The sequence below is a fragment of the Streptomyces sp. NEAU-174 genome, from assembly GCF_052665095.1.
The window spans coordinates 248,496-272,964 of the sequence record NZ_JBQTCE010000002.1 but is presented as its reverse complement, the minus strand read 5'-3'; the positions used below and the strand labels follow the sequence as shown (position 1 = coordinate 272,964).

General features: G+C 71.6%; 23 protein-coding genes. 18 read left to right on the top strand and 5 right to left on the bottom strand.

Features of this window, described 5'->3' with window-relative positions; translation table 11 throughout:
- Nucleotides 1-3: 3 nt before the first annotated feature.
- From ACT2CW_RS06135 to ccrA, 11 genes are all read left to right on the top strand, one after another.
- Nucleotides 4-789 (top strand): thioesterase II family protein, encoded by a 786-nt coding sequence (locus ACT2CW_RS06135; RefSeq protein ID WP_445515815.1) that lies wholly within the window; start codon nt 4-6, stop codon nt 787-789.
- Nucleotides 790-824: 35 nt separating this feature from the next.
- Nucleotides 825-2,057, top strand: coding sequence for an activator-dependent family glycosyltransferase (locus ACT2CW_RS06130; RefSeq protein WP_445515814.1), 1,233 nt, complete (start codon nt 825-827; stop codon nt 2,055-2,057).
- Complete coding sequence (locus tag ACT2CW_RS06125; RefSeq protein ID WP_445515813.1) at nt 2,054-2,650, top strand: dTDP-4-dehydrorhamnose 3,5-epimerase family protein; 597 nt, start codon at nt 2,054-2,056, stop codon at nt 2,648-2,650. Before ACT2CW_RS06130 ends, ACT2CW_RS06125 begins: the two co-directional genes overlap by 4 nt.
- A 176-nt stretch (nt 2,651-2,826) precedes the next feature.
- Nucleotides 2,827-3,741, top strand: coding sequence for an ABC transporter ATP-binding protein (locus tag ACT2CW_RS06120; protein ID WP_445515812.1), 915 nt, complete (start codon nt 2,827-2,829; stop codon nt 3,739-3,741).
- Between the two features lie 22 nt (nt 3,742-3,763).
- Nucleotides 3,764-4,501 carry an ABC transporter permease gene (locus tag ACT2CW_RS06115; RefSeq protein ID WP_037962594.1) on the top strand — a complete coding sequence of 246 codons (738 nt, stop codon included), beginning with the start codon at nt 3,764-3,766 and terminating at the stop codon, nt 4,499-4,501.
- 1 nt (nt 4,502) lies between these two features.
- Nucleotides 4,503-5,765: a sensor histidine kinase gene (locus tag ACT2CW_RS06110; protein WP_445515811.1), complete on the top strand. Its 1,263-nt coding sequence runs from the start codon at nt 4,503-4,505 to the stop codon at nt 5,763-5,765.
- A complete protein-coding gene (locus ACT2CW_RS06105; RefSeq protein WP_199334864.1) occupies nt 5,762-6,445 on the top strand; it encodes a response regulator in 684 nt (227 codons plus the stop codon). The genes ACT2CW_RS06110 and ACT2CW_RS06105 overlap by 4 nt, the downstream gene beginning before the upstream one ends.
- A 92-nt stretch (nt 6,446-6,537) precedes the next feature.
- Complete coding sequence (locus ACT2CW_RS06100; protein ID WP_445515810.1) at nt 6,538-7,503, top strand: NAD-dependent epimerase/dehydratase family protein; 966 nt, start codon at nt 6,538-6,540, stop codon at nt 7,501-7,503.
- Nucleotides 7,503-8,489 carry an aldo/keto reductase gene (locus ACT2CW_RS06095; RefSeq protein ID WP_164428023.1) on the top strand — a complete coding sequence of 329 codons (987 nt, stop codon included), beginning with the start codon at nt 7,503-7,505 and terminating at the stop codon, nt 8,487-8,489. The genes ACT2CW_RS06100 and ACT2CW_RS06095 overlap by 1 nt, the downstream gene beginning before the upstream one ends.
- Nucleotides 8,477-9,892 carry an NDP-hexose 2,3-dehydratase family protein gene (locus tag ACT2CW_RS06090; RefSeq protein WP_445515809.1) on the top strand — a complete coding sequence of 472 codons (1,416 nt, stop codon included), beginning with the start codon at nt 8,477-8,479 and terminating at the stop codon, nt 9,890-9,892. Before ACT2CW_RS06095 ends, ACT2CW_RS06090 begins: the two co-directional genes overlap by 13 nt.
- A 112-nt stretch (nt 9,893-10,004) precedes the next feature.
- Nucleotides 10,005-11,345 (top strand): crotonyl-CoA carboxylase/reductase, encoded by a 1,341-nt coding sequence (gene ccrA / locus ACT2CW_RS06085; RefSeq protein ID WP_445515808.1) that lies wholly within the window; start codon nt 10,005-10,007, stop codon nt 11,343-11,345.
- On the opposite strand, the gene ACT2CW_RS06080 is transcribed toward ccrA, so the two are convergent.
- Nucleotides 11,323-12,681, bottom strand: a complete 1,359-nt coding sequence (locus ACT2CW_RS06080; RefSeq protein ID WP_445515807.1) for a hypothetical protein — start codon at nt 12,679-12,681, stop codon at nt 11,323-11,325. The genes ccrA and ACT2CW_RS06080 overlap by 23 nt on opposite strands.
- A 157-nt stretch (nt 12,682-12,838) precedes the next feature.
- Between ACT2CW_RS06080 and ACT2CW_RS06075 the strand changes: the two genes are divergently transcribed.
- The 6 genes from ACT2CW_RS06075 to ACT2CW_RS06050 all read left to right on the top strand — a co-directional run bounded on the left by ACT2CW_RS06075 (nt 12,839) and on the right by ACT2CW_RS06050 (nt 20,808).
- Nucleotides 12,839-13,705: an Fpg/Nei family DNA glycosylase gene (locus ACT2CW_RS06075; protein ID WP_445515806.1), complete on the top strand. Its 867-nt coding sequence runs from the start codon at nt 12,839-12,841 to the stop codon at nt 13,703-13,705.
- A gap of 188 nt (nt 13,706-13,893) precedes the next feature.
- Nucleotides 13,894-15,111, top strand: a complete 1,218-nt coding sequence (locus tag ACT2CW_RS06070) for an FAD-dependent monooxygenase (RefSeq protein WP_182469174.1) — start codon at nt 13,894-13,896, stop codon at nt 15,109-15,111.
- A 128-nt stretch (nt 15,112-15,239) separates the two neighbouring features.
- The gene (locus ACT2CW_RS06065; protein ID WP_445515805.1) at nt 15,240-16,565 is read left to right on the top strand and encodes an NAD(P)/FAD-dependent oxidoreductase; all 1,326 of its coding nucleotides are present in this window, start codon (nt 15,240-15,242) and stop codon (nt 16,563-16,565) included.
- Between the two features lie 17 nt (nt 16,566-16,582).
- Complete coding sequence (locus tag ACT2CW_RS06060; RefSeq protein WP_445515804.1) at nt 16,583-18,418, top strand: transketolase; 1,836 nt, start codon at nt 16,583-16,585, stop codon at nt 18,416-18,418.
- 31 nt (nt 18,419-18,449) lie between these two features.
- On the top strand, nt 18,450-19,538 hold the full coding sequence (locus ACT2CW_RS06055) for an NAD-dependent epimerase/dehydratase family protein (protein WP_182469171.1): 1,089 nt from the start codon (nt 18,450-18,452) through the stop codon (nt 19,536-19,538).
- Between the two features lie 202 nt (nt 19,539-19,740).
- Complete coding sequence (locus ACT2CW_RS06050; protein ID WP_445515803.1) at nt 19,741-20,808, top strand: phosphatidylinositol-specific phospholipase C domain-containing protein; 1,068 nt, start codon at nt 19,741-19,743, stop codon at nt 20,806-20,808.
- A 7-nt stretch (nt 20,809-20,815) separates the two neighbouring features.
- On the opposite strand, the gene ACT2CW_RS06045 is transcribed toward ACT2CW_RS06050, so the two are convergent.
- A complete protein-coding gene (locus ACT2CW_RS06045; protein WP_182469169.1) occupies nt 20,816-21,052 on the bottom strand; it encodes a dodecin in 237 nt (78 codons plus the stop codon).
- A gap of 87 nt (nt 21,053-21,139) precedes the next feature.
- Nucleotides 21,140-21,601, bottom strand: a complete 462-nt coding sequence (locus tag ACT2CW_RS06040; RefSeq protein WP_414083975.1) for a universal stress protein — start codon at nt 21,599-21,601, stop codon at nt 21,140-21,142.
- Nucleotides 21,602-21,707: 106 nt separating this feature from the next.
- Between ACT2CW_RS06040 and ACT2CW_RS06035 the strand changes: the two genes are divergently transcribed.
- Nucleotides 21,708-22,559 (top strand): metallophosphoesterase family protein, encoded by an 852-nt coding sequence (locus tag ACT2CW_RS06035; RefSeq protein WP_020866300.1) that lies wholly within the window; start codon nt 21,708-21,710, stop codon nt 22,557-22,559.
- Nucleotides 22,560-22,737: 178 nt separating this feature from the next.
- Here the strand turns inward: ACT2CW_RS06035 and ACT2CW_RS06030 are convergent, their stop codons facing one another.
- Nucleotides 22,738-23,508 (bottom strand): bestrophin-like domain, encoded by a 771-nt coding sequence (locus tag ACT2CW_RS06030; protein ID WP_445515802.1) that lies wholly within the window; start codon nt 23,506-23,508, stop codon nt 22,738-22,740.
- Nucleotides 23,509-23,542: 34 nt separating this feature from the next.
- Nucleotides 23,543-24,328 carry a hypothetical protein gene (locus ACT2CW_RS06025; RefSeq protein WP_445515801.1) on the bottom strand — a complete coding sequence of 262 codons (786 nt, stop codon included), beginning with the start codon at nt 24,326-24,328 and terminating at the stop codon, nt 23,543-23,545.
- Nucleotides 24,329-24,469: the final 141 nt, after the last annotated feature.

Genomic DNA, 24,469 nt, shown 5'->3' with positions numbered 1-24,469 from the left:
ACCATGGCGTTGCCCGTCACCGATGAGAGCCTGTGGTTCCGCAGGTTCCATCCGCGCCCGGAGGCCGAGGTCAGCCTGGTCTGCCTGCCGCACGCGGGAGGAGCCGCCAGCTTCTACTTCCCGATCTCCGAGCTGCTGCCGCCGACCGTGGAGGCGCTGGCCGTCCAGTACCCGGGACGGCAGGACCGCCGCCATGACGCGCCCATCGAGGACATCCACGCGATGGCGCGCGAGATCTACCAGGCGCTGAAGCCGCTCACGGCACACCGGCCGATCGCGCTGTTCGGCCACAGCATGGGCGCGAGCGTCGGGTTCGAGCTGGCCAGACTGCTCGAAGGGGAGCTGGGGACCGTGCCCGTGGCGCTCTTCGCCTCGGGCCGGCCCGCGCCCTCACACCACCGGAGCCTGGGCATCCACCGACGCGACGACGCCGGGCTCATCGCCGAGCTCGAGCTGGTCAGCGGAACCGACTCCCGGATCCTCGGCGACACCGAACTGCTGCGGCTGGCCCTGCCCGCCATCCGCAGCGACTACAAGGCGGCCGAGACCTACCAATACCGTCCCGGCGCCCGGCTGGCCTGCGACATCGTGGGACTCACCGGTGACAGCGACATCCGCGTCACCGCCCCGGAGGTGGCGGGCTGGCGGGAGCACACCTCGGGCTCCTTCCGGCTGGAGGTCTTCTCCGGCGGCCACTTCTACCTGGGTGAGCAGAAGGCAGCGGTGGCCGGAGTCATCACGGACACCCTGCGGGCGGCCACCGCCCGCACCCGACGACCCATCGACTGAGAGAGAAACCCACGATGCGCATCCTTTTCGCGACGGTGTCCGAGAAATCGCACCTGTTCACCATGGTCCCGCTCGCCTGGTCGCTGGCCGCGGCCGGCCACGAGGTGCATGTCGCCAGCAACCCCGCGCTGACCGAGTCCATCAAGAGCACCGGTCTGACGGCCGTCTCGGTCGGCAAGGACCACAATCTCCACGAGATGCTGACGCAGAACCGCGAGTCGCTGGAGAACCCGCTCTCCGACTGGTCGACCCCGGAGCTCGATCAGCACTCCTGGGAACAGGTGCTGATGAAGTTCAAGATCAGCGTGATGTTCGCGTACCAGACCTACAACGACTGCATGGTGCACGAGCTGGTGGACTACGCCCGCCACTTCCAGCCCGACCTGGTCATCTGGGACCCGGTCAGCTACGCGGGCCCGGTGGCCGCCCGGGTGGTGGGCGCCGCCCACGCCCGGCTGCTGTGGTGCATCGACATCTACGCGAAGATGCGCGAGGTGTTCCTGGCCCGCCTCGCCGAACAGCCCGAGGAGCGCCGCGAGGACCCGATGGCCGACTGGCTCGGCGGCATTCTCGCCCGCTACGACCGCACCTTCGACGAGGAGGTCGTGGTCGGCCAGTGGACCATCGACCAGATCCCCACCAGCCTCCAACTCCCGCTGTCCGTCCAGCGGGTCCCGGTCCGCTATCTGCCCTACAACGGCCCCTCCGACATCCCGGACTGGCTGCGCGAGGCCCCCGGACGGCCGCGGGTCGTGCTGACCTCCGGGGTCTCGGCGCGGGCCGCCCTCGGCGGCACCTTCATGCCGGTGGCCGACATGATCGACACCCTGGGGGGCATGGACATCGACGTGGTGGCCGCGCTGCCGCCCGAGGAGGTCGAGGCGCTGGCGGAGGTCCCCGCCAACACCCGCGTCGTCGACTTCGTTCCGCTGCACGCCCTGCTGCCCGGCGCCTCGGTCCTCATCCACCACGGCGGATTCGGCTCCTGGGGCACCGCACTGGCGAGCGGCGTACCGCAGTTCATCCCCACCATCCGCTACGCCGACTGGTGGAACAAGGGGACCACTCTGCACGAGGCCGGTGCCGGACTCGTCGTCCACGCCTCGGAGCTGACCGCCGAGGTGCTGCGGGAGAGCGTCGAGCGGCTGCTGAAGGACGCGTCGTACAAGGAGGCCGCCGAGCGGCTGCGCGAGGAGAACCTGCGCACCCCCACCCCGCACGATGTGGTGCTGGTGCTGGAGAAGCTCACCGTGGAGCACGGCCGATGAAGGTGCGCGAGCTGGCGGTGCCCGGCGCCTACGAGTTCAGCCCGGACGTCCACCGGGACGAGCGCGGCGCGTTCGTCGCCCACTACACCGCATCGGCCTTCTCCGCGGCCGTCGGCCATCCGCTGCGCCTGGGCCAGAACCACCACAGCGTCTCCCGGCGCGGCACCGTCCGCGGGGTGCACTACGCGGACGTACCCCCGGGCCAGGCCAAGATGGTGACCTGCGTCAGCGGCGAACTCCTCGATGTGGTGGTGGACTTGCGGGTGGGCTCGCCCACCTTCGGCCGCTGGGACAGCGTGCGTCTCGACCCCGTCTCGTACCGGGCGGTGTATCTGGAGGAGGGCCTCGGCCACGCCTTCATCGCGCTGCGGGACGACACGGTGGCGGCCTACCTCAACTCGGAGGAGTACAACCCGGGCGCCGAGCACGAGATCGACCCCTTCGACCCCGCGCTCGGCCTGCCCTGGCCCAAGGACCTGGAATACCTGGTCTCCGCGCGCGACCGGAACGCCCCCGGGCTGGCCGAGGCCGAACGGGCCGGTCTGCTGCCGTCCTACGAGGTCTGCCGGGCGCTGCACGCCCGGCGCGGCTGACCGGGCGCTGCACACCCGGCCCGGCTGATCCCCATCCACCGATCGGTTGATGCGGTCGATCGGCCGGTCGGTGGAGGGAGGATCAGCCCGGTGGGCAGCCGATGGGCCGATCCCCCGGGGATATCCGCTCCCTACGGTGGAAGAGTGAAGGAACCGAGCGAGGAGGACCCGGGCCGATGCCGCTGATCGAGGTCAGTAACCTGCGCAAGGAATACCGCAATCACGTGGCGGTACAGGACGTGTCGTTCTCCGTGGAGGAGGGCGAGATCTTCGGCATCCTCGGCCCCAACGGGGCGGGCAAGACCACCGCCGTGGAGTGCATCGAGGGCATGCGCAAGCGCGACGGCGGCGCGATCTCCGTGATGGGTCTCGACCCGCTGAAGGACAAGGACCTCGCCGAGCTGCGCGAGTCCATCGGCATCCAGCTCCAGCAGAGCGAGCTGCCCCCCAAGATGAAGGTGTGGGAGGCGCTCGAGCTCTACAGCACCTTCTACCGCGACCCCGTCGACTGGCGCGAGCTCATCAAGGACTGGGGCCTGTCCGGCAAGGCCGACACGGCCTACGGATCGCTGTCCGGCGGCCAGCAGCAGCGGCTGTCCATCGCGCTCGCCCTCGTCGGCAAGCCCAGGATCGCCGTCTTCGACGAGCTGACCACCGCGCTCGACCCGCACGCCCGGCGCGAGACCTGGAAGCTGATCGAGAAGGTCCGGGAGCAGGATGTGACCGTGCTGCTGGTCACCCACTTCATGGAGGAGGCCGAGCGGCTCTGCGACCGGATCGCCATCATCGAATCCGGCCGGGTCGTCGCCCTCGACACCCCCTCCGGGCTGGTGTCCCGGGTCGATGAGCAGCAGATCATCCGCTTCAAGCCGTCCGTCCCGATGGACGATGAGCTGCTCACCTCGCTGCCCGAGGTGAGCAGTGTGACCCGGTCCAAGTCCCAGGTGACGGTGGTCGGCAAGGGCAATGTCGTCTACGCCGTGATCTCCGTCCTGGCCCGCAATCAGATCGTGGCGAACGAACTCCGCCTGGAGCAGGCGAGTCTCGATGACGCCTTCGTCGCCCTGACCGGCTCCAAGCCCGCCAACTAAAGCCGCCGAGGAGACTTCTGCCATGTCCGGGCGCACCAAGCTCACCTACGTCGAGAGCAAGCTGTTCCTGCGCGATCCCACCGCGGTGTTCTTCGTCATCGCGCTGCCGATCATGCTGCTGGCCATCTTCCACTTCGTCACCACCAAGTCCGACGACGACGCCGCCACCAAGGCGTCGATGGCCGCGTTCGTCCCCGCGATGGCCATGTCGCTGTGTCTGACGATGCTGGCCCTCAACCTGCTGCCCACGACCCTCGCGACCTACCGGGAGAAGGGCATCCTGCGGCGCATGGCCGCCAGCCCCATCCATCCGGGGAACCTGCTGCTCGCCCAGCTCTTCATCAACCTGGTCACCGCGGCGGTCTCCGCGGTGCTGGTGCTCATCGTCGGCAAGACCGCCTTCGACACCAAACTGCCCGGTGACGTCCCCGCCTTCCTGGTGAGCTTCGTCCTGGGCACCTGGGCGCTGTTCTCCATCGGCCTGGTGATCGCGGCCGTGGCGCCGAGCAGCAAGTCGGCCACCGCGATGGGCCTGTCCCTGCTCTTCCCCAGCCTCTTCTTCGGCGGCGCGTTCCTCCCCAAGGAGGACCTGCCGGAGACGGTGTCCACCATCGGCGACTACACCCCGCTGGGCGCCGCGCTCCAGGCACTGCGCGACTCCTGGGAGAACCAGTGGCCGCAGACGCTGCACCTGACCGTCCTCGGAGTGATCGCGGTGGCGGCCACCGCGGCCGCGGCCAAGCTGTTCCGCTGGGAGTGAGGTGAGCGCGTCCAAGGACGACGGCGGACGGTGGGAGCGGCACTCCGACATCCTGTTCGGAGGGCTGCCCTACCTTCTGCTGTTTCTGTCCACGGCCCTGAGCCTGGTCCACGGCCCGCCACCGGCCCGGCGGCTGCTCACCACGCTGGGCCTCGCGGCCGTGGCCGCCGGCTGGATCCTGGCCACCTACACCCTTCCCACGGGCCGCCGCAGCAGACAGCCGTACGGCACGGTGCGCACGGCCGTCTACTTCGCCGGGCTGCTCGCCCTCTCCGCCGCGCTGATGGCGCGGGACCAGGTGTTCATGCTGTTCGCCGCCACCGGGTTCCTCCAGGCGCTGGTGCTGCTGCCGACCGTCTGGGCGCTGGTGTCCGTGGCGGCCACCTCGTTCGTCGTCAACACGGTGCCGGACGGCTTCCCCCGGCCCACGACCGGCGCGGTGGTCGGCTATCTCGCCGCCATCGCCTTCCAGACCGTGGTGATCGGCTGGATCAACCTGCTGTCGAGCAGGCTCAACGAACAGCATCAGCGGCGCAAACGCACCGTGGCCGAACTCCGCTCCGCGCTCACCGAGAACGCCGGACTCCACGCCCAGCTGATCACCCAGGCGCGCGAGGCCGGAGTGCTCGACGAGCGCCAGCGGATGGCGGGGGAGATCCATGACACCCTCGCCCAGGGGCTGGCCGGCATCATCCGGCAGCTGGAGGCCGCCGAACACGCCGAGGGCGACCGCCAGATGTGGCGCCGCCATCTCGTCGCCGCCAAGGACCTGGCCCGGGACAGCCTCGCCGAGGCGCGCCGCTCGGTCCAGGCGCTCCGCCCCGAGCAACTGGAGTCCCGGACCCTGCCGGACGCCCTGGAGTCACTGGTCGAGGGGTGGTCACCGGAGCGGGAGCCGAAGGTGGCGTTCGCGACGAACGGGACCGCCATCCCGCTCCACGCCGAACTGGAGGCCACGCTCTACCGGGTGGCGCAGGAGGCCCTCGCCAACATCGCCAAGCACGCCCGGGCGTCCAAGGTGGGCATCACCCTGTCGTACATGGAGGACGTGGTGGTCCTGGACGTGCTCGACGACGGTGTCGGATTCGACCCCGCGGCCGCGGAGGCCGAGGCCGGTACCTCCGGCGGCCATGGCCTCGGGCTGGTGGCGATGCGGCGCCGACTGGGCCGGGTGGCCGGTACGTTGGACATCGAAAGCGCCCGTGGCGAGGGCACCGCCATCAGCGCGGCCGTCCCCGCGATCCCCCAGGAAGCCGGTGCATGAGCGGAAACACCCCCAGCGGAAACACCCATGGCGGCGACACCCCCGGCCCCGGCCCCAGCCCCATCCGTATCCTCATCGTCGACGACCATCCGGTGGTCCGCGACGGGCTGCGCGGGGTGCTGGAGCGGGACCCCGACTTCACGGTGACCGGCGAGGCCGGTGACGGAGCCGAGGCCGTCGAACTGTACGAGCGGCAGCCGGCCGATGTGGTCCTGATGGACCTGCGCATGCCCCGAATGGGCGGCGTGGAGGCCATCAAACGGCTGCTGCGCGGCGATCCGGAGGCCCGGATCCTGGTGCTGACCACCTATGACACCGACAGCGACGTCATGGGCGCCCTGGCCGCCGGGGCGACCGGCTATCTCCTGAAGGACACCCCGCGCGAGGAGCTGACCCGCGCCGTGCGATCCGCCTCCTCGGGCCAGTCCGTCCTCTCGCCCGCGGTCACCGGACGCGTTCTCGGCCAGGTACGCAAACCCACCCAGGGCCCGCTGAGCGAGCGTGAACTCCAAGTGCTCAGGCTTATCGCGGACGGGGCCACGAATCGGCAGGCCGCGGCCGCGTTGTTCATCAGCCAGGCGACCGTCAAGACGCATCTTCTGCATGTCTACGAGAAACTCGGGGTGAAGGATCGCGCGGCAGCGGTCAGCGAGGCCCATAAACGACATCTATTCGAATGACACCGCAGGTCGGGGCCTTGATAGGGGTGCTCGATAGGGGTGGACGAGGGTAGGGGTTGTTCCGCTCGAAGCGGCGCCAATACGGTGGCGATATGGGCCACATCCGAGATCGGCAGGCCGTTGTCATCGGCGGCACCGGATTCATCGGGCGACATATCTGTAGAGCTCTCGCCACGCGCGGATATGAAGTCCTGGCAATAGCGAGAAAACCCGTAGAACCCATTTCCGGAGTCGGATTTCTGGCGCTTGACGCGGTATCCGCGCCGAGCGAGGACATCGTCCGGGCCGCACAGTCCGCCGATCTCGTCGTCAACGCCGCGGGCGACAGCTGGGAGGGCGACGAGGCGAGCATGACGGCCTCGCACATCCCGCTCGTGGACCGGCTGGTGGACGCCGTGGCGGCCCTCCCCAGGCGGCCGCGCCTGGTCCATCTCGGCTCGGTGCACGAGTACGGCCCCGTCCCCGACGGCACGGCCATCGCCGAGGACCACCCCACCGCCCCCCGCACCCCCTACGCCCGCACCAAGCTCGTCGGCAGCCGGATCGTCCTGGGCGCCGCGGACGCGGGCCGTATCGACGGCTGCGTGCTGCGCGTCACCAACGTCTGCGGGCCGGGCACCCCGCGCGGCAGCTTCCTCGGCGGGCTCGCCCACCGGCTGCGCCACACCACCGAGGACGCTCCGCTCACCGTCACTCTCGTCGACGACCGGCGCGACTTCATCGACGTCCGGGATGTCGCCGAGGCCGTGGTGCAGGCCGCGAGCAGCCCGGTGACCGGCCGGGTGCTCAACATCGGGCAGGGCGACGCCTTCAGCATGCGCGAACTGGCCGGGCTGCTGATCGCCGCCTCCCAGGTGCCCGACCGTCTGGTGCGCGAGGAGAGCGGCGCCGTGCACAGCAAGGGCGGCAGCTGGACCCAGGCCGACATCCGCCTCGCCCGGCGGCTCATGGGCTGGTCCCCGAAGGTCGCCCTCAAGGAATCCCTCCACGACCTGTGGGCCGCCTCCGCCGCCTCCAGCCGGCCGGCTGCCGCGGCGGCCCGTACCGAAGGACACTGATGCAGTACACCTATCTCGGCCGCACCGCCCTCAAGGTGAGCCGACTGTGCCTGGGCACCCTGAACCTCGGGGTCAGGGCGAGCGACGAGGAGAGCCACGCGATCCTGGACACCGCCCTGGACCACGGGGTCAACTTCATCGACACCGCCAACCAGTACGGCTGGCAGAAGCACAAGGGCTACACCGAGGAGTTCCTCGGCGGCTGGTTCGCGGGCGGAGGCGGCCGGCGCGAGAAGGTCGTGCTGGGCACCAAGGTCTTCAACCCGATGACCGACTGGCCCAATGACTCGGGGCTGTCCGCCCGGCACATCATCGCCTCCTGCGAGGACTCGCTGCGCCGGATGGGCACCGACTGGATCGACCTGTTCCAGATGCACCACATCGACCGTCACGCCCCCTGGGACGAGGTGTGGCAGGCGATGGAGACGCTGACCCGGCAGGGCAAGGTGCGCTACGTCGGCTCGTCCAACTTCGCCGGCTGGCACATCGCCGAGGCCCAGGAGGCCGCGGCCCGCCGCCACTTCCTCGGCATCGTCTCCGAGCAGAGCGTGTACAACCTCGTCACCCGCCATATCGAACTGGAGCTGATCCCCGCCGCCCAGCGGTACGGGGTCGGGGTGCTCGCCTGGTCGCCGCTGCACGGCGGGCTGCTCAGCGGGGCGCTGCGCAAGCTGGCCGAGGGCACCGCGATGAAGACCGCCCAGGGCCGGGCCGCCCAGGCGCTCGAGGTCCACCGGGACGCCGTCGCCGCGTACGAGAAGCTGTGCGACGGCCTCGGCGCCGACCCGGCCGAGGTGGGTCTCGCCTGGGTGATGGGACGCCCCGGCATCACCGCGCCGGTCATCGGGCCGCGCAGCCTGGACCAGCTGACAGGGGCCTTCAAGGCCATGGAGCTGACGCTGTCCGACGAGGTGCTGGCCGAACTGGACCGGCTGTTCCCGCCGATCGGCAACGGCGGCCCCGGACCGGAGGCATGGGCGTGGTGAGCACGCTCCAGGAGCGGCTGATCCGCTCCGCCGCCACCGTCGACAGCTCGGTGACCCTGCTCGCCGACTTCCAGCGCTGGTTCCGCGAGCGCGTCGACGCCGACGAGTCCCGGATCGAGATCATCCCGTTCGAGGCGATGCGCGGCTGGGACTTCGCGCCGGACACCCACAACCTGGTCCATGAGACCGGCCGGTTCTTCACCGTCGAGGGCATCCGGGTGCGGATGCCCGGGGCGCCCGTGGAGGAGTGGAGCCAGCCCATCCTCCACCAGCCGGAGATCGGCATCCTGGGCATCCTGGTCAAGGACTTCGACGGCGTACCGCACTTCCTGATGCAGGCCAAGATGGAGCCGGGCAACCACGGCGGACTCCAGCTGTCGCCCACCGTCCAGGCCACCCGCAGCAACTACACCCGGGTGCACAAGGGCCGGGCGGTGCCGTATCTGGAGTACTTCCAGCGGACGGAACGGCACCGGGTGCTCGCCGACGTCCGCCAGTCGGAGCAGGGCAGCTGGTTCTTCCGCAAGCGCAACCGCAACATGCTGGTCGAGGTGGCGCCGGAGACGGACGTCGAGGTGCGCGACGGCTTCCGCTGGCTGACGCTGGGCCAGCTGCACCATCTGCTGGCCGTGGAGGACCTGGTGAACATGGACGCGCGCAGCGTCCTGGCCTGTCTGCCGCACTCCCCGCTGGACCCGGAGGAGACCTTCTCGGCCGCCGGATCACCCGGGCCCGCGGAGCCGGAACGGCCGGGGCGGCACACGCTCCACCGCGACGCCGACATCCTCAGCTGGATCACCGGACTGCGCACCGAGCGCGAGGTGTTCACCGAGCGGATACCGCTGCGGGAGACCACCGGCTGGCACCGCAACGCCCACCGCATCTCCCATGAGAGCGGGCGCTTCTTCAGCGTGATGGCCGTGGACGTGACGGCGGGCGGCCGCGAGGTGGGCGGCTGGACCCAGCCCATGATCGAGCCCCATGGACCGGGCGTGGCCGCCTTCCTGCTGGCCTACGCCGACAAGGTGCCGCATGTGCTGGTGCAGGCCCGCGCCGAACCCGGCTACACGGACGTGGTGGAACTGGCCCCCACCGTGCAGTGCACCCCGCGCAACTACACCCATCTGCCCGAAGGCGCCACACCGCCGTTCCTCGAGGAGGTGGTGGAGGCACCGGCCGACCGGGTGCGGTTCGACACCGTGCTCTCCGAGGAGGGCGGCCGCTTCTTCCACGCCTTCAACCGCTATCTGGTCGTGGAGACGGAGCTGAGCGCCGTCCCCGAGGAGCCGCCGCACTACCGCTGGATGGCGGTGCGTCAGCTGCTCGACCTGATCCGCCACAGCCATTACGTCAACGTCGAGGCCCGCACGCTCATCGCCTGTCTGCACTCCCTGGCCGTATAGGGGGGCGCCTAGGGGGCGCGACCCGGACGGAGCTAGGGGTTATTCGGATCGTGGCCGCTGCCATAGCCTCCGGGACACAGGGTGCCCGGAGCGGTACATCGGAGGACATGTCATGCAGGACATCATCAGCGCCGTGCTGGCAGAGGATGCGGTGGCCGCGGACTTCGCCGCCTTGGACCTTCCCGAGTCCTATCGGGGCGCGGTGATCCTCAAAGAGGAAGCCGAGATGTTCGAGGGCATGGCCACCAAGGACAAGAACCCCCAGAAGTCGCTCCACATCCGCGAGGTGCCCACCCCCGAACCGGGCCCGGGCGAGGCGGTGATCGCGGTCATGGCCAGCGCGATCAACTACAACACCGTCTGGAGCGCGATCTTCGAGCCGCTGCCGACCTTCGGCTTCCTGGAGCGCTACGCCCGCACCGACGACCCCGGAGCGGCCCGCCACGACCGGCCCTACCACGTGCTCGGCTCCGACCTGGCCGGTGTGGTGCTGCGCACCGGGCCCGGGGTGCGCCACTGGAAGCCGGGCGACCGGGTGGTGGCCCACTGCCTCTCCATCGAACTGCGCTCACCGGACGGCCATGACGACTCCATGCTCGACCCCGAGCAGCGCATCTGGGGCTTCGAGACCAACTACGGCGGGCTCGCCGAGCTCTCGCTGGTCAAGGCCAACCAGCTGATGCCGATGCCCGCCCACCTCACCTGGGAGGAGGCCGCGTCCTCCGGCCTGGTCAACTCCACCGCGTACCGGCAGCTCGTCTCCCGCAACGGCGCCCAGATGAAACAGGGCGATGTGACCCTCATCTGGGGCGCGGCCGGCGGCCTCGGCTCGTACGCGACCCAGCTGGCCGTCAACGGCGGGGCGATCCCGGTGTGCGTGGTCTCCGGGCGGCGCAAAGCCGAACTGGTCCGCTCCATGGGGGCCGAGCTGGTCATCGACCGGGCCGAGGAGGGCTATCGGTTCTGGAAGGACGCGACCACGCCCGACCCCAAGGAGTGGAAGCGCTTCGGGTCCCGGATCCGCGAACTCACCGGCGGCGACGACCCGGACATCGTCGTGGAGCACCCCGGCCGGGAGACCTTCGGCGCCAGTGTGTTCGTGGCGCGGCGCGGCGGAACGATCGTCACCTGCGCCTCGACGTCCGGCTACCGCCACGAGTACGACAACCGCTATCTGTGGATGTCGCTCAAGCGCATCATCGGCACCCACTTCGCCAACTACCGGGAGGCATGGGCGGCCAACCGGCTGATCGAGAAGGGGATGGTGCACCCCACGCTCTCCAAGGTCTATCCGCTCGAGGCGGTCGGCACGGCCACCCAGGACGTCCACCGCAACCGCCACTCCGGGAAGGTCGGCGTGCTGTGCCTGGCCCCGGAGGAGGGGCTGGGGGTGCGCGACCCGGAGCTGCGCGAACGCCATCTCCCGGCCGTCAACCGCTTCCGGCAGGACTGAACCGGTTCGCAGAGTTGGGTGTGTCGTCCCCCTCGACGAGGCCGAGCCGGCGCAGCGCCCGGCCCAGCCCGGCCGGGTTGAGCAGCCCCAGCGGCGCCGGCAGCCGATGCCAGGGCACGCAGCGGTCGACCAGGCCGAAGGCCGCCCGCACCGGCAGGTCGAGGGCGGCGCGCACGGGCAGGTCGAGGGTGGCGCGCACCGGGACGGGCAGTGGCGCCGTGGGCCGCTGCTCGGCGGCGGGGAAGCGCAGGCCGAGCCGGTGCGCCGCGGCGGCCTCGTACGCGGCCTTGCGGGCCCGGTTGAGGTTGCCGAGCGGACGGAACTCCTCGGTGGTGTGCCAGGGGTTGAACGCCAGCTGCTCGACCCGGCGGGCCACGGACCGGGCCCGGGCGCCGTCCAGGTCCTGGCGCGGCACGGTGAGCACCGCGACCGGGACCACCGGCGCGTCGCTCTCCCGCCACTCCACCGAACCGTCCTCGACCGGGGTGCGGCGGTCGTCCAGATAGCGCTGCACACACAGCTCGAAGGCGATGTCACCGGTGGACAGCCGCATCGCCAGCTCACGGTGGAGATAGTCGGGGTCGCCGCCGTCGGGCGGGGGCGCGGGGGTGCCGCCGGGCGCCGGACGCAGCTGGTAGCGCACCGGACCGGCCGGGCCCCACAGGATCGCGCCCCGGCTCCAGAAGGTCTCGCGGGCCAGCGAGCCCACCGTGTGGCGGGTGGCGATCCGCATATTGCGGCGCATCCGGTCGGCGGTGGCCCAGCCGACCGCCAGCGGCAGCCGGACGAAGAGCCCGAACGCCTTCTCCACGGTGCTCCCCGCGCCCGCCGTGGCCTTGGCGAAGGCGATGAACTCATGCGCGTCGGCGGCGTGGGACACCGGGAAGCTGGTGGCCAGCAGATCGTGGGTCTCCTCAGGACCGGCCTGGACCCGTACCGCCAGCCGGCGCAGATCGGGCGTGGCGCCGTACCCCTCGGAGCCGCTCGCGCTGGACAGCCGCACCACGGCCGGGTACTCGGCGCCCGGCCGGGCGTATCCCACGCACAGCTCCGGCGGAAGGTCGTCGCGGAACCGCAGCCTGGCGTTCTCCACGCCCAGCGCCGCCTCGCCGCGGAAGGCGCGCAGCGGCCGCGGGGCGCCCGAGCCGTCGGTGCCGTCGGAGTACCGCTGCATCCGCATCAGCTCGTGCGTCAGCTTCTGGAAGCGCAGCCGCTCGGCCTCGGGGCTGCCGCCCTCGTACGCCTCATAGCCCTCGTACGCCGCGCCTCCCGTCCCGCCCGCCACCTCGTGCCGTACCGCCTCGCCGCGTACGGACTGCTGTCCGGTGTTGACCATGGGGAACGCTCCGTACGGGGCAGGCAGGGACGGTAGGGAACACATGAGACGCTAAGGGAGGGTGCGCGGGGCCGCAGCCCGGAGCGGTGCACCGGGGGGAATGGGTCACCCGGGCCGCCGCGGGTGGTTCCGCTCCGTCCTGCGGCACACTGGTGGCATGCCGGAGCTGCCCGAGGTGGAGGCCCTCAGCGCGATCCTGGCCGAGCGCGCCGCCGGCCGGGAGATCGCCCGTGTGCTCCCCGTCGCGGTGAGCGTCCTGAAGACCTACGACCCGCCGCCGAGCGCGCTCGAGGGCCGGACCGTCACGACGGCGTCCCGCCACGGCAAGTTCCTCGACCTGGCGACCGACGGCCCCCATCTGGTGGTCCACCTCGCCAAGGCGGGCTGGCTGCGCTGGCGGGACGGACTCCCCGAGGCCCCGCCCCGGCCCGGCAAGGGACCACTCGCGCTGCGGCTGCTCCTGGCCGGTCCCGAGCGCTCCGGCTTCGACCTCACCGAGGCCGGTACGCGCAAGGGGCTCGCGGTGTACGTGGTCCGCGACCCGCGGGAGGTCCCCGGGATCGCCCGGCTGGGCCCGGACCCGCTGGACGACTCCTTCACCCTGGAGGCGTTCGCCGGGCTGCTGCGCGGCGTACGCCACCGGATCAAGGGGGTGCTGCGCGACCAGAGCGTCATCGCCGGGATCGGCAACGCCTACTCCGACGAGATCCTGCACGCCGCCCGGATGTCGCCCTACCGGCTGGCCTCGGACCTCACCGAAGCGGAGATCGCCGGGGTGTACGAGGCGATGGGCACCACGCTGCGCTCCGCCGTCGAGCGCTCCCGCGGCCTGGCCGCCACCGACCTCAAGGGGGAGAAGCGCGGCGGCATGCGGGTGCACGGCCGCGCCGGGCAGCCGTGCCCGGTGTGCGGGGACACCGTACGCGAGGTGTCCTTCCGCGACTCCTCGCTCCAGTACTGCCCCACCTGCCAGACCGGCGGCAAACCGCTCGCCGACCGGCGGCTGTCCCGGCTGCTCAAGTAGCCGCTCAAGTTGCTACTCAAGATGCCGCTCACGTGGCTGCTCACGTGGCGTACCTGCCGGGATCCGCCCCAAATGCCGCTCGGCGCCCGTTAGTTGAAGTGACGCTCTTGACCCGGGGAGCTCCGGACCGCCATATGGTGCTGTCGCAATCCCACGACACGACACCCCACGCCACGTCACGGAGCACCATGACCACAGCCCTGATCATCGGTGGCGGCATCGCCGGCACGGTGACCGCGATGGCCCTGCGGAAGGCCGGTATCGACGCGGTCGTCTACGAGACGTACCCCACGGACGCCGTCGACACCGGCGCGTTCCTCGTCGTCGCCGCCAACGGCCTGGAGGCACTGCGCACCATCGACGCCCATGAACCCGTGTTGAAGAACTCCTTCCCGGCCGGCCGCGTCGACTTCATCAGCAACACCGGCAAGCGGCTCGGCAACCGTCCCATGTCCGGCTCGCAGGACGGCGGCCTCGGGTCCGTGACACTCAAGCGCGCCACCCTCGCCCGGGTGCTGCGCGAGGAGGCGGTGCGCCGCGGCGTGCGCGTCGAGGGCGGCAAGCGGCTGCTCGCCGCGCACACCAGCCCCGACGGCCGGATCGTCGGCTCCTTCGCCGACGGCGGCCGCGCCGTGGGCGACATGCTGATCGGCGCCGACGGCATCCACTCGCTCGTCCGCAGGCTCATCGACGCGGCCGCGCCCCGGCCCCGCTACACCGGACAGCACACCGTCTGCGGCTACACCCGCGACGCCGACTCGCCTCCGGACCCCGATGCCTACACGATGATCTTCGGCAAGCAGGCGTTCTTCGGCTGCACCACCGCCCCGGACGGCGAGGTCTGGTGGTTCTGCAACGCCCCGGCCGAGGAGATGTCCAAGGCCGAGCTCGCCGCCGTCACCTCCGAGCAGTGGCGGGAGCGGCTGCTGACGCTCTTCGCCGAGGACCACACCCCCGCCGCCGACCTGGTCCGGGCCACCGGCGACACCATCGTGGCCACCGCCGCCTACGACATCGTCTCCACCCCCACCTGGTCCGAGGAGGCCATGGTCATCGTCGGCGACGCCGCGCACGCCTGCGCGCCCAACGCCGCACAGGGCGCCTCGATGGCCATCGAGGACGGCGTCGTACTCGCCAAATGCCTGCGCGATCTGCGCACGCCCCAGTCGGCCTTCGCCGCGTACGAGGCGCTGCGCCGGGAGCGGGTCGAGAAGGTCGCCGCGGCCAGTGCGGGCATGGCCCGCCGCACGGCGCCGGGGCCCGTGGCACGCGCCCTGCGCGATGTCACCATGCCGCGCAAGCTGGACCGGGCGGGCGCGGGCAACGGCTCCTCGGACTGGCTGACCGGCTACCGCATCGACTGGGACGAGCGGATCGACGCGCAGACGGCCCGCCGGCGCCGCTGACGTACGCCCGCCTCCGGGAACCGCCCCCGGAACACGGCCCCGGGGGCGGGGCCGGCCGGGCGCCACGTTTGGTCCGGGCTCTCACGGGCACTTGGAGCTCCCTGGCCCCGTATGCCCGGGAGATTCGTGTGAGCCCAGTACGCATAGTGATCGTCGGTGCCGGATTCGCCGGTTATCAGGCCGCCCGTACGCTCTCCCGCACCCTGCGGGGCGCGGCGGAGATCGTCCTGATCAATCCCAACGACTACTTCCTGTATCTGCCCCTGCTGCCCGAAGTGGCGGCCGGGATCCTGGAACCCCGGCGGGTCTCGGTCTCCCTCACCGGCACCCTGCCGCATGTCCGGCTGGTGCTGGGCGAGGTCCACGGCGTCGACCTGGATGCCCGCAAGATCTCCTGGCGAGACCCGGACGGACGGTCCGGCGAGATGGACTACGACCGGCTCGTCCTCTCCGTGGGCAGTGTCAACAAGCTGCTGCCGATCCCCGGTGTGGCCGAGCACGCCCACGGCTTCCGCGGTATGCCCGAGGCGCTCTACCTGCGCGACCACATCACCCGCCAGATGGAGATGTCGGGCACCGCCGACGACCCCCGGGAGCGGGCGGCCCGCCGCACCTTCGTGGTGGTCGGCGCCGGTTACACCGGCACCGAGGTGGCCGCCCACGGGGTGCTCTTCACCGACTCGCTGGCGCGGAAGAACGTCTCGCTGCGCGACACGCCGCGGCCCCGCTGGATGCTGCTCGACATCGCCCCCCGGGTCCTTCCCGAGCTGGACAAGAAGCTGTCCCGCACGGCCGACCGGGTGCTGCGCAAACGGGGTGTGGAGGTGCGCACCGGCACCTCGGTCAAGGAGGCCACCTCGGACGGGGTGCTGCTGGACGACGGCGAGGTCGTCGACACCCGGTCGCTGATCTGGTGTGTCGGGGTGCGCCCCGACCCGCTGGTGCAGCAGCTCGGGCTGCCGACCGAACGCGGTCGGCTCAGGGTCGACCAGTATCTGGCCGTACCCGGCTATCCCGACGTGCTGGCCTGCGGAGACGCCGCCGCGGTGCCCGATCTGACCCGTCCCGGCCAGTTCACCCCGATGACCGCGCAACACGCCCACCGGCAGGGCAAGGTCGCGGGCCACAATGTGCTGGCCTCACTCGGGCGCGGCACCGCCAAGCCGTACAAACACCACGACCTCGGGTTCACCGTCGACCTCGGTGGGGTGCAGGCCGCCGCGGACCCGCTGCACATCCCGCTGTCCGGCCCGATCGCCAACGCGGTCACCCGCGGCTACCACCTGATGGCGATGCCGGGGAACCGGGTCCGGGTCGCCGCCGACTGGCTGCTCGACGCGGTGCTGCCACGCCAGGGGGTGCAGCTCGGGTTGGTCCCGCCCTGGGCGGTGCCACTGGACACCGAGTCGCCCGAAGTCGCGCGGACCGCCCGGGCGGCGGCCGACCGCCGGTGAAACCTGGAAGGAGAACAATGCGACACGAACAACTCAGCGAGCTCGGGCAGCAGCTCCGCGTGGACTCGGTGCGTGCCGCCGCGGCCGCCGGGTCCGGCCATCCCACGTCGTCGATGTCGGCGGCGGACCTGTTGGCCGTCCTGATGGGAAACCATCTGCGTTATGACTTCGAGCAGCCCGACCACCCGGGCAATGACCACCTGATCTTCTCCAAGGGCCATGCCTCCCCGCTGCTCTACTCGGTGTACAAGGCGGCCGGGGCCCTCCGCGACGAGGAGTTCATCACCTTCCGCAAGCGCGGCAGCAGGCTGGAGGGCCACCCCACCCCCCGGCTGCCGTGGGTGGACGTGGCCACCGGATCGCTCGGCCAGGGCCTGCCGTACGGCGTGGGCACCGCGCTGAGCGGCAAGCGGCTGGACCATGTGCCCTACCGGGTCTGGGTGCTGTGCGGCGACAGCGAGATGGCCGAGGGGTCGATGTGGGAGGCGTTCGAGCACGCGGGCTACGAGCGGCTGGACAACCTCACCGCCATCATCGACGTGAACCGGCTCGGCCAGCGCGGGCCCACCCGCCACGAATGGGACCTGGACGCCTACGCCCGGCGCATCCGCGCCTTCGACTGGCACACCGTCGAGATCGACGGCCATGACATCGAGGCCATCGACCGCGCCTACGCCGAGGCGCTGTCCACCGTGGGCCGTCCCACCGCCATCATCGCCCGCACCATGAAGGGCCGTGGCGTGGCCTCGGTGGAAAACCGCGAGGGCATGCACGGCAAGCCGCTGAAGAACGCGGACGAGGCCATCGCCGAGCTCGGCGGCGTACGCAACATGGCCGTACCGGTGCTCGGCCCGCCCTCGGTGACCCCCACCCGGCCCGCGTCCGAGGGCCCGCCGGCCCTGCCGCGCTACAACACCGGCGACTCGGTGCCAAGCCGTGACGCGTTCGGCGAGGCGGTGGCCGCCGTCGGCACCGCCCGCGGCGATGTGGTGGCGCTCGACGGCGAGGTGGGCGACTCCACCCGGCTGGAGTACTTCCACAAGGAGCACCCCGAGCGGTACTTCGAGTTCTTCATCGCCGAGCAGCAGCTGGTGGCCGCTGCCGTCGGCATGCAGGCCCGCGGCTGGAACCCGTACGTCTCCACCTTCGCGGCCTTCTTCTCCCGGGCCTACGACTTCATCCGGATGGCCTCCATCAGCGACGCCGACCTCAACCTCGTCGGCTCCCACGCCGGGGTGGCCATCGGTGAGGACGGACCCTCGCAGATGGGCCTGGAGGACCTGGCCGCCATGCGGGCGGTGCACGGCAGCACGGTGCTCTACCCGTGCGACGCCAACCAGACGGCCCAGCTGACCGCGGCCATGGCCGGGGAGTCCGGCATCCGCTATCTGCGCACCACCCGCGGCGGAACGCCGGTCATCTACCCGCCTACCGAGAGCTTCCCCATCGGCGGCTCCAAGGTGGTGCGCTCCAGTGACGACGACCGGGTCACCCTGGTCGGCGCCGGGGTCACCCTGCACGAGGCCGTCGAGGCGGCCGACCGGCTCGCCGAGGAGGGCATCCCGGCCCGCGTCATCGACCTGTACTCGCTCAAGCCGGTGGACACCGAGACGCTGCGCGCCGCCGCCGAGGTGACGGGCCGGCTGGTCACCGTGGAGGACCACCACCCCGAGGGCGGACTGGGCGACGCGGTGCTCGAGGCGTTCGGCGACGGCCGTCCGGTGCCCCGGATGATCCGGCTCGCGGTGCGCATGATGCCGGCCTCCTCGACCCCCGCGGAGCAGCTGAGCGACGCGGGAATCGACGCGGACGCGATCGTCACGGCCGCGCGGCAGCTGGTCGGCAAGGGCTGAAACCAGGACATCTGCCGGAAGGAGCGGACTCATGGGTGTCAAGCACGGAATGCGCGTGGTGGTGGTCGGGGCCACCGGCAACGCCGGTACGAGCGTCGTCCGCGCGCTCGGCGAGGCCCCGGACATCGAGTCGATCGTGGGCGTCGCCCGCAGGGTGCCCAGCTGGTCGCCGCCGAAGACCACCTGGGTGCGGGCGGACATCGGGCGGGACGCCCGTGAGGAGGCCGACCTCGTACGGCACTTCGAGGGCGCCGACGCGGTCATCCACCTCGCCTGGCTGATCCAGCCCAGCCACCGGCCCGCCGTCACCTGGGCCACCAATGTGCTCGGCAGCAGGCGGGTCTTCGAGGCGGTGGCACGGGCCGAGGTGCCGGTGCTGGTGTACGCCTCCTCGGTGGGCGCCTACTCGCCCGGGCCCGAGGACGGCCGCCCGGTGGACGAGTCCTGGCCCACCGACGGCTGGCCGGAGGCCGCGTACTGCCGTGAGAAGGCGTATGTGGAGCGGCTGCTGGACGCCTTCGAACGGGAGCATCCGCAGGTCCGGGTGGTGCGGATGCGGCCCGGCTTCCTCTTCAAGGAGGAGGCGGCGGCCGAGCAGCGCCGGCTCTTCATGGGCCCGTTCCTGCCCCGGCGGCTGGTCCGCTCCACCTTCCTGCCCGCCGTCTTCGACCTGCCCGGGCTGCGGCTCCAGGTCCTGCACACCGACGACGCCGCCGAGGCGTACCGGCTGGCGCTCGGCCGTCAGGTGCGCGGCGCCTTCAACCTCGCGGCCGAACCGCCGGTGGACGGCGGGACGCTGGCCGGTCTGCTGGACGCGCGGACGATACGGATCCCGCGCTTCGCCGCCCGCTCGGCCATGGCCACGGCCTGGCATCTGCATCTGCTGCCGCCCTCGCCCCAGCTGTTCGACGCCGCCCTGCGGCTTCCGCTGATGGACACCACCCGCGCCCAGGAGGAACTGGGCTGGCGGCCCCGGCACACCGCGGTCGAGACGCTCCAGGAGTTCCTCACCGGGCTGCGGCGCGGCACCGGTATGGACCAGACCGCCCCGCTGGCCCCCAAGCTGCCCGGCGGACGGGCGCACGAGGCCGCGGCGACCGGGGTGGGGGAGCGGCCCTGACGGGTGGGCCCCTGCGCCCTGACGGGTGGGTCCCTGCCCCCCGAACGACCCCCAGCCGTGTGAGACGCGGCACATGAGACGGGCTCAGCGGCAGCACGCCGCCGGGCCCGTACCGCTGTGACCCTTGACCGCTCGTAACCCATGACGCGACTCCCGTACCCTTCTGCCCAGTTGGTCGTGACATCGACGAGGGTGGGGACACATGGGCGGGGTGGGGAGTCCGGCGCGCGGTCATGCCCGGCGCACGGGAACGGTGGCGGTCGCCGCGGCGGCCGCCGCACTGTGTCTGACGGCACCGGCCGAGGCCCGGCCCGCCACCGCGGACGATCCGTCCTACTCCGCCACCACCTCGGTGGGGGTGCACAACGCGTACGAGAAGGCCAAGTACCCCTACTTCGCGGACGCGCTGGACTCCGGGGCCTCGCTCCTCGAACTCGACGTGTGGACCAACGCCTTCGGCGCCGGCTGGCGGGTCTCACACTCCAACCCGCTCGGCAACGACAACAACTGCGAGAACGCCGCGGGCCCCGGCGAGCTGCGCACCAAGCCCCGCGACCAGAGCCTGGCCGGCTGCCTCGCCGATATGCGGGCCTGGCACCAGGCCCATCCGGGGCACCGTCCCATCCTCGTCAAGGTGGAGATGAAGGACGGCTTCAACGGCAAGAAGGGCCGCGGCCCGGCCGACCTCGACGCCCTCCTCGGCGCCACCCTGGGCGACGCGGTGCTGCGCCCGGCGGATGTGGTGGGCGGCCATGCCACCCTCGACGAGGCGGTCCAGGCGGGCGGCTGGCCGTCCCGCTCGGCGCTCGCTGGCAAGTTCGTCGTCGAGCTGATACCGGGCACGGTCGAGGAGAACAACCCCCTCGACACGCTGTGGACCGACCGCGAGTACGCCACCCATCTGCGGGACCTGTCCGCCGCCGGGAAGCTCGGCCAGGCCGCCGCCTTCCCCGCCGTCCACGGCGCCGCCTCGGGCGACCCGCGCACCCGCTACACCGACGCCGCCCTCCGGCCGTGGTTCGTGCTCTTCGACGGGGACGCGTCCACGTATGTCACCGGTGGCATCGACACCGCCTGGTACGACGACCGCCACTACCTGCTGATCATGACGGACGCGCACAACGTGGCGCCCCCGATCGACGGCACCAACCCCACCGAGACCCAGGCGCGGGACCGGGTGTCCGAACTCGCCGGGCGGCACGCCAGCTTCGCGACCGCCGACTGGTATCCGCTGCCGTCCGTGCTGTCCACCGTCGTGTCCCGTGGCTGAGCCGGGGTCAGCCGGCCCGGTCCCCGGAGCCGGTGTCGGGGTCCTCGAGCCGGAATCCGACCTTCAGCCCCACCTGGTAGTGCGCGATCCGGCCGTTCTCGATATGCCCGCGCACCTGGCCGACCTCGAACCAGTCGAGGTTCCGGAGCGTCTTCGAGGCACGGCCGATGGCGGAGCGGATCGCGTCGTCGACGCTCTCGCCGGACGAGCCGACGATCTCGGTCACCCGGTAGGTGTGGGCCATGGCAGTCTCCCCGGTCCGTGGGGTGGTCCGTTCGCTTCTCCCACGGTGCCTCACCGCGCCGGGCTGCGCGAGCCGGAGGGGCGGCCCCTACGGCACCACGGTGACCGGCCAGCGCCCGGCCTTGACCAGCCGTACGGCCACCGAGCCGATGAACCGGTGCCCGGCCTGCTCGGACGCGCCCACCACCACCGCGTCGGCCTTCAGCTCATCGGCCGCCTGGGCCAGTCCGTTGTACGGATCGCCCCGGAAGGTGTGGAACTCCCAGCGCACCTCGAAGACCCCGCGCAGCCGCTCGGTGGCCTCCCGCATCTCCCGCATCAGCTCCTCGGCCACCTCACCCGTGGTGTCGGCCACGGTGGCACCGAGCGCGGCGCCCGCGGCCAGCACCGGCTGGATGTAGACCACGACCAGCAGCGCCTTCTGGCGTCTGGCCAGCCCGGCGGCGTAGGCCGTGGCGCGCCAGGAGGATTCGGAACCGTCCAGTCCGGCCACGATGACCTTCGGTCCGTCGGTTCCCCGTTCAAAAGACGGAGGGAGTTTGTCCACCACATCTGCGAGGCTAGCGCCAGGGACGGTCCTGTGATCACCCGGCCCGTCCCGCGGTGCCCGCGCACCGCGACCGCGTCATGAGCGCCACCGTACGACAGGAGAGACAATGAGCGGCACCCACGGGGGCGAACTCCTCGCCATCAGCGACCTTCATGTGGCCTACCCCGAGAACCGGGCCATCGTGGAGCGGCTGCGGCCCGGCTCCGACGACGACTGGCTGATCGTCGCGGGGGACGTCGGCGAGGTGTTCTCCGAGATCGAGGAGGTGCTCGGCCTGCTGAGCGAGCGCTTCGCCAAAGTCATCTGGTCACCCGGGAACCACGAGCTGTGGACCCATCCCAAGGACCCCCTGGAAGTCCGGGGGGTGGCGCGCTACGAGGCGCTGGTGGAAATGTGCCGGGCGAAGGGCATCGTCACGCCCGAGGACCCCTACCCGCTCTGGGAGGGCATCGGCGGGCCGCTGGTCATCGCCCCGCTGTTCCTGCTCTACGACTACACCTTCCGCCTCGACGGCCTGGCCACCAAGGAGGCCGCGCTGGCCCACGCCCATGAGGCGGGGGTGGTCTGCACCGACGAGCACTTCCTGCACCCCGACCCCTACCCCACCCGCGACGCGTGGTGCCGGGCCCGGGTCGCCGAGACCGAGGCGCGGCTGGCGGCCGTCGACCCGGAGCTGCGGACCGTGCTCATCAACCACTGGCCGATGACCCGGCTGCCCACCCGGGTGCTGCGCTACCCGGACTTCGCGCTGTGGTGCGGCACCGAGCTGACCGCCGACTGGCATGTGCGGTTCCGGGCCGAGACGGTCGTCTACGGCCATCTGCACATCCCCCGGACGACGGTGGAGGACGGGGTGAAGTTCCAGGAGGTCTCGGTCGGCTACCCCCGGGAGTGGAAGGCCCACGGCCGGCTGCCCGAGGACCCGCTGCGCCGGATCCTCCCGGTGCCGGTGGCGTAGGCGCGTCCTGACGCGCGGGGTGTCCTGACGGGCCCGGAGGGCGGCGCCGTACGGTCTCGGCTGTGAACCCTGTCGAGGCGTTCCTCCCCGAGACCTACACCGCCGGTGTCCCGTACGCCCTGTTCGGCGCATTGCGGTCCACCCGGCCCGTCTGCCGGATCGACCTTCCGACACGGCCTCAAGACCCTCCCCGTGCGCTGGGGAACAGATCGGTAAAGGCCGTGGTGGAGTCGCCGACCGACCGTCCGAAGGGCTCGTCGAAGTCCCACACCAGGAAGAGCAGGAAGACGATGAGCGCGGTGAACATCACCGCGAGCATCAGCTCCCGGGGCGAGCGGCGGATCTGAAGGGTGAAGACCAGCCCGATCACCAGCGCCGCGCCCAGCACCAGGCCGAACCAGACCAGCGGGGGCATCGTGGGCCCCGCGCTCTGCTGCCGGGCGCCGCGCGCGTCGTCCACGGCGGCCACCTGATCCACCATCGGCTGATACGCCTGCGACTGGAGGTCGCTGTGCGGGGCCGCGCGGGTGACATCGTGGCGCAGGGTGGTCAGCAGCTCGGTGCCGCGGTCGGTGAGCTCACCCTTGTCGATCATCACCTTCCACTCGGTGTGCACCACATGGTCCACATACGCGTCCACGTCGGCGCGGATGCGGTCGCGCACCGGGCCGGGGTAGACGCTCGCCCGCTCGGCCACCTCGTGCAGCGCCTGCGCCTCCGTACGGACCCCGTCCTGCGCGGCGGAGCGCGCCTCCCAGACACCGGCGATGGCCAGGCCCAGCACGATCGCGTAGACCACGCCGATCATCATGATCATGTAGTCGAGGACATCGGGGGTCTCGTCCGGATCGTCCTCGTCCCCGAGTCTGCGGGAGTTGAGGACCGCCCCGGTGACCACGACCGCGCAGGTCCCGGCCATCACCAGGGTCATAATCAGCCATTCGGGCATGGATGAACCTCCCAAGCGGTTCGGCGGTGGGCCGTCAGCCGCGCCGCCCACCGCGCGCGCCGGAGCGCGAACGCGGACGGAGAGCGGCGGCCGCGAGGACCGCGGGCGCGGTGAGCAGCAGGGTGAAGGTGACCAGGGAGGTCCCGTTGTCGGGCTTCTCGCGCGCGGGTTTCTCGTACGCGTGCATCTCGACGGCACGGGTCCTGGTCGGTGCGGGAGCCGGCGCGTGGGGTGATGCCGGAGGCTGGGTGCGCGAGGGCGGCGGCGGAAGCGCGGGCGCGCGGGTGGGCCCCGGCGTGGGGAGCCGCGGAGCGGGCGTGGGGGAGGGGGCCCGCCGCGTCGGGGTGGCGGTGGGAGTGGGGGTCGGCTCGGGCGTACGGCTCGGTGTGGCGGACGGGCTGGGCGTGGGTGTCGCGGACGGCGTCGGGGTGGGCGTGGGAGTCGGCGACGGCGTGGGTGTGGGCGTCGGAGTGGGGGTCGGCGTGGGCGTAGGGGTCGGCGTCGGCTTGGGGGGCTTGGGCGGCTTGGGTGGCTTGGGGGGCTTGGGACACCAGCCGTACCGGGCGACGAGGCCGACCGGGCCCGCCGAGACGGCGACGCAGACACACAGGCCGGGACCGATCCGGATCCGCACCGAGGCGAGCGGTCCGTCGTCCCGGCCCCCGGGCCAGGACCGGGTATCGGCCGTCGGCCGGGAGGAGGCGGGCGCGGTCGCCGGACCGTCACCGTCCTCGTCGGCCAGGGCTGTCGCCCCCGCCGAGGTGAGGACAAGGGCAGTGGCCAGGACCCCCGCACGCCATACGCGCTGCCATCGCTTCACGAGGAGATGTTCGGCCGAACGGGCGCCCGCCAGCCGTGTGACCACCGGAATTCCCCCGAATAGGGGAATGGGCGGTGATGACATCGGCGCATCGAGGTTCAGCCGCGGATATTCCCCTCATACGTGACCAGTTGTGGCCGG

Excerpts from the sequence above, each read along its gene's own strand:
- ACT2CW_RS06135 (WP_445515815.1), top strand. The coding sequence starts at position 4 with ATGGCGTTGCCCGTCACCGATGAGAGCCTGTGGTTCCGCAGGTTCCAT.
- ACT2CW_RS06125 (WP_445515813.1), top strand. The coding sequence starts at position 2,054 with ATGAAGGTGCGCGAGCTGGCGGTGCCCGGCGCCTACGAGTTCAGCCCG.
- ACT2CW_RS06120 (WP_445515812.1), top strand. The coding sequence starts at position 2,827 with ATGCCGCTGATCGAGGTCAGTAACCTGCGCAAGGAATACCGCAATCAC.
- ACT2CW_RS06115 (WP_037962594.1), top strand. The coding sequence starts at position 3,764 with ATGTCCGGGCGCACCAAGCTCACCTACGTCGAGAGCAAGCTGTTCCTG.
- ACT2CW_RS06105 (WP_199334864.1), top strand. The coding sequence starts at position 5,762 with ATGAGCGGAAACACCCCCAGCGGAAACACCCATGGCGGCGACACCCCC.
- ACT2CW_RS06100 (WP_445515810.1), top strand. The coding sequence starts at position 6,538 with ATGGGCCACATCCGAGATCGGCAGGCCGTTGTCATCGGCGGCACCGGA.
- ACT2CW_RS06095 (WP_164428023.1), top strand. The coding sequence starts at position 7,503 with ATGCAGTACACCTATCTCGGCCGCACCGCCCTCAAGGTGAGCCGACTG.
- ACT2CW_RS06090 (WP_445515809.1), top strand. The coding sequence starts at position 8,477 with ATGGGCGTGGTGAGCACGCTCCAGGAGCGGCTGATCCGCTCCGCCGCC.
- ccrA (WP_445515808.1), top strand. The coding sequence starts at position 10,005 with ATGCAGGACATCATCAGCGCCGTGCTGGCAGAGGATGCGGTGGCCGCG.
- ACT2CW_RS06080 (WP_445515807.1), bottom strand. The coding sequence starts at position 12,681 with ATGGTCAACACCGGACAGCAGTCCGTACGCGGCGAGGCGGTACGGCAC.
- ACT2CW_RS06075 (WP_445515806.1), top strand. The coding sequence starts at position 12,839 with ATGCCGGAGCTGCCCGAGGTGGAGGCCCTCAGCGCGATCCTGGCCGAG.
- ACT2CW_RS06070 (WP_182469174.1), top strand. The coding sequence starts at position 13,894 with ATGACCACAGCCCTGATCATCGGTGGCGGCATCGCCGGCACGGTGACC.
- ACT2CW_RS06060 (WP_445515804.1), top strand. The coding sequence starts at position 16,583 with ATGCGACACGAACAACTCAGCGAGCTCGGGCAGCAGCTCCGCGTGGAC.
- ACT2CW_RS06055 (WP_182469171.1), top strand. The coding sequence starts at position 18,450 with ATGGGTGTCAAGCACGGAATGCGCGTGGTGGTGGTCGGGGCCACCGGC.
- ACT2CW_RS06050 (WP_445515803.1), top strand. The coding sequence starts at position 19,741 with ATGGGCGGGGTGGGGAGTCCGGCGCGCGGTCATGCCCGGCGCACGGGA.
- ACT2CW_RS06045 (WP_182469169.1), bottom strand. The coding sequence starts at position 21,052 with ATGGCCCACACCTACCGGGTGACCGAGATCGTCGGCTCGTCCGGCGAG.
- ACT2CW_RS06035 (WP_020866300.1), top strand. The coding sequence starts at position 21,708 with ATGAGCGGCACCCACGGGGGCGAACTCCTCGCCATCAGCGACCTTCAT.
- ACT2CW_RS06030 (WP_445515802.1), bottom strand. The coding sequence starts at position 23,508 with ATGCCCGAATGGCTGATTATGACCCTGGTGATGGCCGGGACCTGCGCG.